The organism is Lysinibacillus sp. HST-98 (assembly GCF_016757845.1).
In the GTDB taxonomy this organism is placed as follows: domain Bacteria; phylum Bacillota; class Bacilli; order Bacillales_A; family Planococcaceae; genus Lysinibacillus; species Lysinibacillus capsici.
Genome location: NZ_JAENHX010000004.1, coordinates 104,805 through 118,686, shown reverse-complemented (window position 1 = coordinate 118,686; position 13,882 = coordinate 104,805). Strand labels below are relative to the sequence as shown.

Here is a 13,882-nt window from a genome sequence, read left to right as displayed (position 1 = left end):
GGTACGTGCCATACTTTGAATTAATTCGGAGTGAAAAATGGCAAGAAAACTAATAACGATTATTGTAGTCCTACTCATGCTTACACTAACAGTTAGCCCCATCAATGGACAAGCTGCTGGTTTAGGCAATAAAGTCAGTGAAGTTAAAACAGAGGTTTCACCACAGGTAATACATTCACAGCAAAACTATACGTCAGGTTCGATACGTCAGTTTGTAAATGTTTTAGATGTCAATTTAAATAATACATATACAAAACTAGAAATTGGTATGCCCAATCCTATTAATTCATTAAAAACAACATCAGCGATGGCCAAGCAAAACACATATGATGGGCATCGTGTTGTTGGGGCTGTCAATGCCTCTTACTTTTTAGGAAATGGTATGCCTGCGAACTTGTTAGCAGAAAATAATGAAATTGTGAACTATGGTATTTTGGGAGATACATATGATAGCCCAACACAAAAGCCAGTTGCATTTGGTTTATCGAAATCAGGGAAAGCGATTGCAGACTATTATTCTACGAATCTAACTTTCCAAGTGAATGGCAAAAGCTATCCTATCGATCTTATTAATAGTGAACGAGGAACAAATAAAAACGTTTTATACACACCGGAAAAAAGATCAACAGGGACAAATACATGGGGTGTAGAACTCGTTGTGTCGGGCGCTAGTCAAGATACAAGCACCTTGCATTTTGGTGACCAGTTCTCTGGTACAGTATCTCATGTAACAGCATATGGAGCAGAAGGTAACTCTTCTGTACCAGCAGATGGCTTTGTTATCTCTGTCCAAAATAAAGAGTTAGCCGCTGAATTAAGTAGCATTACAGCAGGTACAAGCGTGGATGTCAGCTTATCGATCGATCAAAAATGGATGGATGCACAGTTCATCTTAGCTGCTGGACCAATGCTTGTGCGTAACGGCAAAGTGGATATTTCTATGCCAACCAATTCAGGGTTTGCTTCTACACGTAGTCCACGTACAGCAGTAGCTATAGATGCTACAGGTACAAAGGTATCTCTTGTAACGATTGATGGACGCATAAGTGGTCATAGTAATGGTGTTAATTTATCAGATTTAGCTGCTCATTTAATTTCAGTGGGTGCTTCTTCGGCTATTAACCTAGATGGAGGCGGCTCTACAGCAATGGTGGCGCGTAATCCAGGAGGTTATTTCGCCAACCTAGTGAATAGACCGTCAGAGGGTAGTGAACGTCGTGTATCTGCCATTTTACAGGTAGTGAATACAGCGCCACCAGGGAAAGTAAAATCAATTTTGTTAAGTAGTGTTGGTCAGGTAATGAAAGGATCTTCTGTAGATATGCAAGTTGCAAGTGCCTATGATCAATACTTGAATCCAATGACCATCAACCCAGCAAATATGAACTGGACAGTTGAAGGAAATATCGGCAAAATGGACGGTGCAACCTTCACAGCAACACAAAAGGGTGAAGGAAAAATTATTGGCGAGTATGAAGGAATTCGTACGTCTACAGCTGTGAAAGTAGTAGATCTAGCAGAGAAACCAATTGTACTAGATAGCTTTGATAATACTTCTTCTTGGACAACAGAAACAGCGAAAGCCAATGTTTCATTAGCAAGCTCTAAAGAGTATGCTAGACAGGGGACTGCTAGCTTACAATTAAACTATGATTTCACAACAGCAGGCACAGGTACAAAAGCAGCCTATATGGTTGCGAAAACACCAATTGCTATTTCAGGGCAGCCTAAAAATATCGGTCTTTGGGTATTTGGCGATGCTGGTAAACATTGGCTAAGAGGCGTTGTGATTGATGGTGCTGGAGCGAAGCATACAATTGATTTCACAAGCCAGGGCGGTTTAGACTGGAGTGGCTGGAAATACGTGACGGCAGATATTCCAAGTGATCTACCACAGCCACTAAAATTCGAGCGTTTGTATGTTGCTCAGCCAACAGCTTCTCTTCAAAAGAAAGGACAGCTGTATTTCGATCAATTACAAGCAGTATATAAAGACAATCATGTGGAATTAGTTTATACAGATGTAACAAAAGGGCATTGGGCATTTTCCGAAATCCAAAGCTTATACGATCAATCTCTTATTAAAGGATACTCAAATGGAACGTTCAAACCTGAGGCATCCATTACACGTGCCGAGGCAGCTACGATCATCGCTAGAGCTTTAAATCTAACTACAACGAAGGATTCTAGCTTTAAAGATGTGAGTAAGAGCCATTATGCATACAGTGCCATTGCCGCAGTTGAGCAGGCTGGCATTATTAAAGGGCAAGAGGCAGGGAAGTTTAATCCAAACGGACAGCTTTCACGTGCAGAAATGTCTGCCATTTTAACAAGGGCCTATAAGTTAACAGGTACAAGCAAAGTAAGCTTCTCAGATGTGAAATCAACACATTGGGCATACAGCCATATCCAAGCACTTGTCGCAAATGATTTAACTGGCGGCTTCCCAGATAACACATTTAGACCCGATGCACAAATTACACGTGCTCAATTTGCAAGCTTCTTAAATAGATGTTTATCATTAAAATAAAGAAGACAAATCCTCTGTAACAGCTACAGAGGATTCTTTATGTTGTCTTGCAAAACAAAACAATTAACAGAATTTTTGTGGAAGGTGAAGTGGATATTCATTGCTTGCTTACCTGTGGGCTAGCGAAAAGCACAACAACCCACAACTTTTTGTAAAGGTTTTCACTAATCATTTTATTGAGGAGTGCTGTCACTCAACATTTCTCCACATTTTTCACTACTGTTAGTATGAAAGAAAAGGAAAAGACACCTTTTCAGAGAGGTTGAGTGGAGTCAGCGTCACTCCTAGGGGATTTAGCGTCACAGAGGAGACCTTGGAGTGAACGTAAGTGAGTGAAGCGGCTCATCGGACGCCCCATGGAAAGGACGCTGGCGGAACGGAAATCAACCCATCGCTCGCTTTGCTAAATGTTTTTTTAGTGTTATCTTCTTTTCTAACAAAAAATCCGCCTTGTCCATAAAAAGACGAGGCGGATATAGATTAGAAAACGATATATTTCACATATTGCTTCCAAGTTAGCTCTTTAAAATGGCTCCATTGGATTTTCTCAACAGGTAATGTTCTGAAGGTATAGGCTTCGAGATTACGTTTCTCGTTCGAGAGCATTGGCGTACCTTCATCAAGATAATCCATAAAAATAGCTGACTTAGCCGTTTTAAATTGCACATTGACATCAATTAGCTGAATTTTACCGTCCTGATTGATGATATATAACTTTTTGTTCCCTTTTTTAGCTGTAGCTAGCCATGATTTATCGACTTTATAAGAATCGAATGCTTCGTTGACAATAATAGAGGCTTTGCCAGTTGTCGAAAATGGGATGTCCTCGAGTGGGGCATCCTGCTGTAAGGTCACTTCATAATTAGTTGGTTGTGGCAAGGCAGCTGTTTTGGCTAGCTCATTTGCCCAAACTGTCTGATCGTCAGTAGCAATCGTTTGTTTTTCTAATACGATGCCAGATAGATCATCCTTGACATGTTTCACCTTGAAATCTACAGTTTGCCCTTCCTCCACCTTTTGCCATTCCTTTTCTGATAAATAGGCATACATTGCTTTTTCATTCGAATAGATTTCAAAAGTTAGCGCACCAGCTTCTTCCTTAATCGCTGCCACAACACCATCAATAGGGCTGACAATACCCTGACGAGATTGAATTTGTGTAATTTGGGCTTCAAGTAACGCAATTTGACGATTTGTTTCAGCAATATGTCGATTTAACAGGGCAACCGCTGTAGATGCTGAATTTTGTTGAGCAAGCTCTAATTTTAGCGTTACAGATAGCTTGTCATTGATTTGATCCGTATTAATGGAGCTTTTTGGATTCGAATCGTCACCATATTCATCCTCAATTTGATCAAGTGCATCCTGTAAATCTTGTAATTCTGTTTCATAGGCTGTGCGTTCAGATTCAAGCTTTGTTAGCTCCTCATCCACCTCATCCGTTTTATAGGTAGCAAGTACATCATTCATCATCACTTCTTGGCCACGCTTTACATTCACAGCTGATAAGTTAGTTGCATCAGCAGTAATCGTGTATGTCTCAGCAGGTGCTACAATGGTATCTTTATGAACACGCTCTGTATTCGTGCCGATATAAGCTTTTTGAAATTCATCGATAAAGTAGGATCGTGTCACGTTGCTATTATCTTTAAAGACAAAATAAGCATTTATGCCGATTACTAGCATTGCTAACACGATGGTCGTAGTTGTCCATGGTCTTGTTTTGATTAATGCCATCATCCTAACCCCCTAGCAATCCATTCTTTAATTGGTAGTACACTAATCAAACCAACAAATATGGCCATAAATAGCTGTACACCAATCAATTTGACTACTAACATTTTTCTACTAGCCTCTTCCTCCCATTTTGATAGGAAGAGATACTGTACAATAATGATTAAAACCGTTGTTACCGTCAATTGATTGAGGGTAAATAACACGAAATCTGTTTCAATCACCTGTAAGGCAGCAGGAGCTAAGGAGAAGAAAGAAAACATGGTTGTATAGCCTACTGCATAGAAAACAGCAAAGAGGATTGCTTTTTCAATTAATAGAAAGGCTACAACATAAAGCTGGACTTTTTTTATCCAAGTATAAGGAATGTCCGTTAATAGATGTAAAAGATAGGTAACACCATAATAATGGAAGCAAAAATAGACGATTGCCCATAAAACGGCACCAAGCATCGAAAGTATACGTGCTACATAGTATTCATTTTGTAAATCCTTTGCGAATAAGGATGTTAAATTTTCTGTCCCCATTCCCCAATATTCGCGAGCAGCAAACAACAGGATGAAAAGAATGAACACCGTTAGTACTCTTTTTTTATATCCGATGACCTCGCCTTCCTCTACGATGCTAGTAAAGTAGGTAGGATTTTTTAAGCTATGCCAGAACTTATAATGGTAAAACATAAAACAGCGTCCTTTCTTCCAAAATAGGATATCAAAGTTGTAGTATACACCTTGTAAAGATATTATGACATATGAAAATAGCTGTTTTTTTCCAATAAATTCATTGAAAAAACATAATCTCTTATTATATGTCGATTGGTGAAAACCTTATATAACACCATTGTATAGTATAATTGAAATAACTTCCTGTTTTTCTAGCTAGTAATTTAGAAAAATTACTTTTGATATGTCTCATTTTGTAAATATATTAGAATGGCTTGAAATCAAGCAATTTACACCGATACTAAAGTCATAAATTCTAAATGAAAATGAATACAATCATTTTCCTATACATAAACGATGAAAGGGTGGTTCGATTGAATCGAAAATTGACAGCAGGGGTCATAACGGGTCTTTTATTGGCACCTACGGCTATAGCGAACGCACACGCACAGGACAACGAAGGACAGTCGCACATCTCCATACAATCAGAAAAGGTAGCTTATGCAAATGAGGTTGCAGCAACTATAGCAAGGGAACAACTTATTGCACAATTTGGCAAGCTATCAGAGAATTCATCAGATAATGAAATGGTTATTGCAGATGGTGATATAACGATTGTACAAAATTCAGCTGATTTTAATGCCGATGAAAAAGCTTTTATACAAGCGAAATATGACTATGTAGTTAAGCAACGACTACTGTTAAAGAAGCTTAAGGAAATTAGCGATAAGATGGGTACTATTTCATATACCAGCAAAACATTTATTAACGATGTGAAAAATGTACAAAGCCAATATGAAACATTTTTAGGAGATGAATCAACAGCGACATCCTATCAATATGTGCAAGACCAATTCAACCAAGTTGTTCTTGCTGCACTTAATAATGGGGCGAAGGATATTGCCTCAACAGTTCGTGGTACAGTGTTGCAATATGGCTATGATGAAGCAGCACGCAATGTCTATTTTAAAGGCAAGGGAATGGATGTTGACAAGTTAAGTAAGCTGAAAGTGGACGCAGCAAAAGCAGAAGCCGTCACTACAGAATTAAATCAGTTAGTTGAGTTATTGGAGAAATCTACAGATTATTCAGCTATTTCACCTAGTATGAATAGCTTTACGACGAATTATAATGCGCTGACAGCAGAGCAAAAGAAAGTGGTCGAAGCTTATAATCCAAAAGATGATAAAATCACACCTTTTAAGAAGTATAAAGATGCCTTGTCAGGTTTATCTGCTTTAGATAAAGTGACTTCCAGCATTGCACAGTTAAAAGGTAAGCAACCTGCAGATTTCACTTCAGCCTCAAGCTTTATTAGTGCTGTGACGGCTGTTGAGAAAGCCTACAATAGTCTGGATGCTGCCTCCAAACAATTATTAAAAACGGAATATGAAAGTATTGCACAATATCTTAAAGCTGCAAATATTTCAAAAAGCATTTCAGGACTGCGTGTATCCAAAGAAGATGTATATCGTACAACAGTCAAAGACATAAAAGCGGAATACGATCTCTTAACGGAAGGTAAAGGTTTTGTTAAAAACATAGGAGACCTAGATCTGGCGTTAGCAAATATTGCATATGCAGAGGATATTGAAGGAAAGATTAAAGCCATTAATGTTGTAGAAGAAGCTAATAAAGTAGCTGCTATTAAAGCTGCACGCGAAGCCTATAATAATCCTTCAGGCACAAATATCAATGCGTCCAATGTTAAGAAAATCGTCAATAATCTAGCAGATCTCACAGCGTGGGAGAAAAATTTAGGTGCTGCCTTAAAGGTAGATAAGCTAATTGATAGCCTTGATCCAACTGCAAAAACCTTTGAAAGTAAGACGCTTTCAGCTTGGACTGCCTTTAACAAGCTAAGTGAAAATGATAAAAAGTTAGTGCAGGGAGCAACAAAGTTAATACTGTTTCAAACATACGCAGAAGCATCGAAAACGATTAATACATTAAAGCCAACAACTGACTACGGTACACAGCTTACCAAGTTGAAAGAGACAGTGGAGAAATTAGATACGACTTTGCAAGGGTATGAAACAGCTCTTACTAATTTGAAAACACAGCTGCAAAACAAAATAGATGCTTTAGTTAAAGAGGAAGAAGCGGTACAGGCTGTTACAACGGAAATTGATCTGTTAAATAGCAATATAGCTATTGAAAAAATATTGGATGCACGAGCTCACTATAATGCGTTATCAACAACAGCTAAAAAGCGTGTGACAAATATTAAAGTGTTAACAGATTTAGAGAAATCCTATAAATCGGTTGTTAATGTTATCTCTCAATTTGAAAAATTGGATCCTTCCTCTAAAAGCTATATTTCTAAAGCAAAATCAGCTTATACGGCTTATGCGAAGCTAGATGATAAAAATAAAATATTTGTCCAAAATTATAAAGATTTAAAAGATGTAATTCCTGCAATTGACGTAATGGTGCAAATTAGTACATTAAGCCCTTCTAAAAAAACGTATAAAGATGATGTGGTAAAAGCAGATGAAGCGTTTAATAAATTGGGTGAATCTCTTAAGGCAAAGGTAGTAAATAGTGAGGACCTAACAAAAGCACAAGGCTATATCAATACGGCCAAAGCATTTGATGACCGTATTATAGCCTTAGCAAATGAAGGCCCTGACACATTTGTCAAAAAGGTAGCCGAACTTACATTAGAATATAAAGCAATGGATAAGAACGCACAGAAGCTAGTGGAGCAAGCCAAAATGTTAAGCTCCTATGAAAAGGATAACAAGGCAGTAATCAAGGTGATTCAAATGATTGATGCCTTAAATCCAACAAATAAGGATTATACAAAAAAGGTTCTTGATGCACGTAAAGCCTATAATGCACTTGATCAAGTCTCCCAAAAGCGAGTAACAAACTATGCTAATCTCACTGCTGTAGAGGATGTTGCTTCCTTAATTGGTCTCATTGCGTCGTTAAAACCAACAAGTAAAACTTTCTATCAAGATATGAAAACAGCGCGTGAGCTTTATGATGCCTTGCCAGCAGAGAAGCAGCAAGCGATCGTAAACTATGATGCACTGGTAGCAGCAGAAAATGAACAGGGATTAGCACAGAGTGTAGTCGAGCTAATTAAATTAACAGAAGTGCAAGATGCTGACTATTTAACGAAGCTGATGAATGCGCGTGTAGCATACGATAAGCTGTCATCTGACCAAAAGAAATTAGTGACGAATATTAAAGATTTAACAACACGTGAAAAAGCAGTGAAACCAATTTTAAGTGTGATGGTTCAAATTAATGAATTAGATCCAGAATCAACAAGCTTTGTTAGTAAGGTAAACTCAGCACGTAAAGCGTATGATAAACTATCGAAGGATCAAAAAAAATACATCGATAATATTAATATTCTCTTAAAATTTGAGCCTGTCTCGAGTGTGATGGAATTGATTAGTAAACTAAAATCTTCAAGTAACACATTCCTTCAAGATACATCGCGAGCACGCTCACTTTACGATGCACTACCTGGCGATATGAAGCAATATGTGACAAACTACTATTTATTGCAAGCAGCGGAGTCTAGTATTTTAGGGGCTGGTAATGTCATGCAAATGATTAATGACTTACCAACCGTTGATCCAAAGCAATATGTGAAACGTATCCAAGAAATCCGTGCTGCTTACAATGCTTTACCAAAGGATCAGCAACGAGCTGTTCAAAATTATAAAGTGCTACAAGATCAGGAAAAGCTGATAAAGCCTGTAATGAGTATTGTAGAAGATATAGACCGATTGCTAACGGCAAAAGATATGAATAGCCAATACCAAAAGATTTTAAAAGCCTATGATAAGCTCAATGCTGATCAACGACGCTATGTTTATAACGACCAGCTATTGCTTTCACTAGATAATGTTATAAAGGTTTATAATAATATTGCTAAATTGAATCCAAAGGATAAATATTACTTTGGTATGGTGGAAGCGGCGCGTAAAGAGTATGATAGTTTGAATACGACAGATAAACAGCGTATCTCCAATTATTCTCTTTTACTCGAAGCAGAGAAAAGTTTAGCTGATGTGAAGAAGGTTGTGGAGATCATAGCGGGACTGTCTCCAAGCTCGTCGACATATATTGAAGATGTGGCGAATGCCGTTGCTGCCTATAAGGCATTGGACTCTAAAATTAAAGGACAGGTCATTAATGAGGATGTCTTAAAGCAGGCTGAAAAAGATGTGGCTGCCGTTCTCAAAGTTGTTCAAGCGATCGGAAATATTGATCCAGACAGCTCATCATTTGAGAAAAAAGTGCTAGCAGCTCAAAAAGATTATAGTAATTTGTCGATTGAGCAACAGGGCTTAGTGTATAATTACCGCATTCTAGAAGACTATCTTAAAATGATTCAATAGTATGATAAAAAAGGAGTTTTCCCAATGAATATAACGGGAAAACTCCTTTTATAAGTAAGAAAAAATGAATCCTAATATTAATTTCCAAAAAAGTGAAACTATATCATCTGAAATTCGTATCTTATAGTATAAATGGTCACTTTGATTGGGAGGTACCATTTCATACATTTTTATTTTGCCAACGTGAGGAGGTCGCCCTGTTGAAAAAATTATTGAGTATAATGGTACTTTCAATAGCTGCAACCGTAGGAAGTTTAACTAGTTTTAGTCAAGTAGAAGCAGCATCTGCTAAGGCAGTAGATGTGACAAATTCATACTGGGCAAATGCCTCAATTCAACATATGCTCACAAAACAATTTATGACTACATATAACGACAACACGTTTAAGCCAGAGCAAGCTATTACAAGGGCAGAAGCTGCTGCTGCCATTGCTCGTTCTCTTCAAACAAACCTGGACATTGAGAACCCTTTAAAATTCAAGGATGTTCCTACAACACATCCATATTATAAGGAAATTTGCCAGCTTGTTAAACTGGGAATCATTCAAAAGAGTGATGCCTTTCATCCAGAAGAGCCTTTAAAGCGTATGCAGGTGGCAAAAATGCTAGCTCTTGCGTATGAAATTAGGGTAGATGGCAAAAATAACAGTCAATTTGCGGATATTACACGTACGCATTGGGCAAAAGATTATATTGAATCCTTAGCAGATATCGGCATTATTGGTGGGGTGGATGCTAAACATTTTGCTCCTGACCAATTGGTAACACGTGCACAGTTTGCTGTATTTGTTGAGCGAAGCATGGCTTTTCAGCAAAAAATTAAGGCATTGGAAGTAGTCTATGACTATCTAGCAAAGGATTATATCCCAACTGTTAACCTTTCTTCTGAGTGGTCTAAAAAGGTAATTGAATTAATAAATGTTGAAAGACAGAAGAATAAGCTAGAACCTGTTGCTTATGATTCGGAGCTGACACAAATTGCCATTATCAAAGCACAGGACATGGTAAATCGCCACTATTTTGAACACATTTCCCCATTTTATGGGGCACCTTGGGATTTAGCGACATTATTTGATTACAACTATACAAGTTTTGGAGAGAATATTGCTAGAAATATTAAAACACCTGAAATTGCTGTTAAGGCATGGATGGCTTCACCTAGCCATCGAGATAATATTTTAAAAGAGCACTATACGAACACAGGTGTTGGAATAGCACAGGATAGCAAAGGAAATTACTACTGGGTCCAAATGTTCTCTAGTCAATAAGTTGTTGTGTAACAAAGAATCGCTAATATTACAGAAATGTTACGAAAGTTCCAAATTACGATAAAAAAATCCCCTTTTTAACGCTGGAAATACCTCCAAACGTTGGTATTACAGCGTTTTTTTGCTGTCTAAAACCGTTACACAATTGAAAAATAACAATCGCCTCTTTTGTGATAGTCTATGTATAGGCAAAAAAGTTTTGAGAGGGGTATAACAAAAGTATGAATAAGAAATGGTTATTACCGATTTTTGCATCATTTATGTTATTTTCAACTACTAATATTAATACTGCTGAAGCAGCGTCTAAAGCAGATTTAACTGATACAGCTTCTAAATATTTAGGTGTACCATATAAATACGGCGGTACTACAACTAGCGGTTTTGATTGCTCTGGCTTTACTTCTAAAGTATTTTCAGACTTAGGCATTCAATTAAACCGTACGTCAGGATCTCAATATCAACAAGGTACTGCAGTTGCCAAGAGTGATCTTCAAGTTGGCGATTTAGTATTTTTCAATACAAGTGGTAGTGGTATTTCACATGTGGGGATATACATAGGTGATGGTAAAATGATCCACTCTCAAACTGGTCAAGGTGTAAGCTACTCAAATGTGAATGACCCATATTATTGGGGCGATCGTTATGTAGGTGCTAAACGTGTGGCAACATTTGATGCTCAACAACAAGCTGAAGTAAAACAAGCAGCTATTGACTTTTCCGTATATGCTTCTCGTGCAGAGGTAGCAGTACAAATTGCAAAAGCTTTAAACTTAGATACATCTGATACTACTACTAGTTTCGTAGATGTAAAACCTACATATGCGCATGCAGGTGCTATTGCAGCTGTAGCAAAATTAGGTATCTTTGAAGGCGATGCAAATGGTAAATTCAACCCGTCTTCACCAATTACGCGTGCACAAATTGCAAAAGTATTAGTGCTAGCATTTGGTCTTGAAAATAATGGCGGAAGTGTAGCATTTAGTGATGTGCCTCAAAAGAGCTGGGCTAATGAATATGTTTCTACTCTAGCATCTAATGGCATTACAAATGGTGACGGAGACGGTAGCTTCGGTTCCGATGAATTACTAAAAATCGAACAATTAAAAGTTTTTATTGAAAGAATCCAACAATAAGTTCATAAAGTTAACACTTTAATTGTGTCATAGATTGCAAGAAATGATCTTTTGAATAGCGTATAATGGAAGAAGGGTTTGCAATAGCAGACTCTTCTATTTTTATGATAATTTTGTAGGAAAGGATGTGAATTGGAAAATTAAAGTTTAACAGTTCTATTGTATGATGCTTTATTTAGCTAATTTTGTTAAAATGGACACGTTAAGAGAACAAGAAGGGAGGAAATAAGACATTGAACATCAAAAAAATTAGTCTTATCTTGTGCGTCTTATTCATTTCGGCTTCTATGTTTACGATACATAGTGCAAGTGTCAGTGCAGCTAACAATTCAAATATAACATTTGAAGATGTTACTAAAAATCACCCAGCCTATGAAGAAATCAATTATTTAGTAAATTTGGGGGTAATTCAAGGTTACTTTGTGAATGGTAAGAGAGTCTTTGGCCCAAATAATAGTGTAACAAGAGGACAAGCAGCCAAAATGGTTGTTGTTGCCTCTGGTAATAAACCATTAGTTGTAAATAAATCTAGCTTTTCAGATGTTACAGTCGGCACTGAAATGTCAGGTTATATAGAACGTGCTGTACAGCTAGGATTTTTCGACAAAAATATAAAAGGTCAATTCTTACCAAATAAGCCTCTAACTCGTGGAGAAATGAGTCATGTATTAACAAAGGCTTTTAATTTAGATACTAGTGAGTATGAGGGGATCGACTCACCTTTTACTGATGTAGGAATCACACATGAATATGTGAAATACATCAATACAATCTATTATAATGGCATTACCAACGGAACAGGTAATACGTATTTACCGAACAGCACTGTAACACGTTCTCAATTCTCATTATTCGTTGCACGTGCAAACAGTGAAAAATATCGATTAGAGCTTCCTGTAAAAGGTGTACAAGTTCCAGATACATCACAAGTCATTGGCTTAGTGAAGGTCACTACAGATGGGTTAAACATCCGTAAGACAAAAGATTCTACTTCAAGCACGAACATTGTGGGCAAAGTCAATACAGGCGGTAAATTATCAGTCTACGCTGTTGAAAGTAATTGGCTAAAGGTTACTTATAAAGGCGCATATGCCTATATTTATAAGCAGTATGCAGAATTTGTAGATGCAGATGGCAATGCGTTAGGAACAGTCGAAAAAGAAGTAACGACAAAAAATGCTGTCAATTTATATGTGAAGCCTACATCTTCAGCAAAAGTCATTTCATCGATTAAAGCGAACGAAAAGCTTCCTGTTTACAAAACAATTGGTGGCTACTACTTAACACAAGTAAATGGTTTACCAGGTTATATTGTAGTGAATAGCACTACGGATATTGTGGAAGAAGAAAAGCCAAATCCAAATCCAAATCCAGATCCAACGCCACCAGCTTCTGGTGATGTGCTAGGTAGAGTCACAGTTGCTAATTTAAATGTTCGCAGTCAAAGTAACTCTACATCAGCCGTGTTATTTAAGCTGAATAAAGGAGAGTATGTCCAAGTTAATAACATCAATGGTTACTGGGCAGAAATCACCTATAATGGCCAAACAGGCTATGTTCACAAGTCTTATTTGAAGCTATTAAACCAAACAGCTAAACCTTTACAAAATCGTATTATCATCCTAGACCCAGGTCATGGTGGTAAAGATCCAGGTACAGTAAAGGGCTCTGCTTCTGAAAAGAACATTACATTAAAAGTCAGCACACAAGTGAAACAATTACTAGAGAATGCTGGTGCAAAAGTTTATATGACACGTACTGGTGATACGTATCCATCCTTACAAGATCGCGTAGACTTTACTCAAGCAAACTATGGTGAAATTTTTGTAAGTGTTCATGTCAACTCTGCTGCTAATACGTCAGCGTCTGGTACTGAAACATATTATGCAATATCTACAGGAGATATGTATCAGGAAGACGTTGATTTAGCGACATATGTTAATAATCAAATTGTTAACAATTTAAATATGAAAAATCGTGGTGTCAAGCAAGAGCAATACTACGTAATTCGTAATATGGTGATCCCGTCTATTCTAGTAGAACTTGGTTTCTTAACGAATGCAGAGGATAACAGTAAAATGACAAATGATCAATACGTTAAATTATTTGCAGAATCTATTTATAATGGTATTTTGCAATACTATAAAAAACAATAATTGATTAAGAGACGATTCCAAAGGTGTACTAGCCT

7 protein-coding genes are annotated in these 13,882 nt (G+C 37.3%); 5 read left to right on the top strand and 2 right to left on the bottom strand.

Going from position 1 to position 13,882, the window contains the following annotated elements; translation table 11 throughout:
• The first annotated feature begins 37 nt into the window (after positions 1-37).
• The gene (locus JIN86_RS11480) at positions 38-2,530 is read left to right on the top strand and encodes an S-layer homology domain-containing protein (RefSeq protein ID WP_202341978.1); all 2,493 of its coding nucleotides are present in this window, start codon (positions 38-40) and stop codon (positions 2,528-2,530) included.
• A 480-nt stretch (positions 2,531-3,010) separates the two neighbouring features.
• On the opposite strand, the gene JIN86_RS11475 is transcribed toward JIN86_RS11480, so the two are convergent.
• Together JIN86_RS11475 and JIN86_RS11470 are read right to left on the bottom strand one after the other, a co-directional pair.
• On the bottom strand, positions 3,011-4,267 hold the full coding sequence (locus tag JIN86_RS11475; protein ID WP_237497243.1) for an HlyD family secretion protein: 1,257 nt from the start codon (positions 4,265-4,267) through the stop codon (positions 3,011-3,013).
• A complete protein-coding gene (locus JIN86_RS11470) occupies positions 4,267-4,944 on the bottom strand; it encodes a hypothetical protein (RefSeq protein ID WP_004269530.1) in 678 nt (225 codons plus the stop codon). Before JIN86_RS11470 ends, JIN86_RS11475 begins: the two co-directional genes overlap by 1 nt.
• Positions 4,945-5,300: 356 nt before the next feature.
• Here JIN86_RS11470 and JIN86_RS11465 point away from each other — a divergent pair, with 356 nt between their 5' ends.
• The 4 genes from JIN86_RS11465 (at position 5,301) to JIN86_RS11450 (ending at position 13,847) form a co-directional block, all read left to right on the top strand.
• Positions 5,301-9,290, top strand: coding sequence for a rhoptry family protein (locus JIN86_RS11465; protein ID WP_202341976.1), 3,990 nt, complete (start codon positions 5,301-5,303; stop codon positions 9,288-9,290).
• 200 nt (positions 9,291-9,490) lie between these two features.
• Positions 9,491-10,558 carry a CAP and S-layer homology domain-containing protein gene (locus JIN86_RS11460; protein WP_202341975.1) on the top strand — a complete coding sequence of 356 codons (1,068 nt, stop codon included), beginning with the start codon at positions 9,491-9,493 and terminating at the stop codon, positions 10,556-10,558.
• Positions 10,559-10,779: 221 nt separating this feature from the next.
• Positions 10,780-11,691, top strand: coding sequence for a C40 family peptidase (locus JIN86_RS11455; RefSeq protein WP_009371892.1), 912 nt, complete (start codon positions 10,780-10,782; stop codon positions 11,689-11,691).
• Positions 11,692-11,924: 233 nt separating this feature from the next.
• Positions 11,925-13,847 carry an N-acetylmuramoyl-L-alanine amidase gene (locus JIN86_RS11450; RefSeq protein WP_202341974.1) on the top strand — a complete coding sequence of 641 codons (1,923 nt, stop codon included), beginning with the start codon at positions 11,925-11,927 and terminating at the stop codon, positions 13,845-13,847.
• Positions 13,848-13,882: the final 35 nt, after the last annotated feature.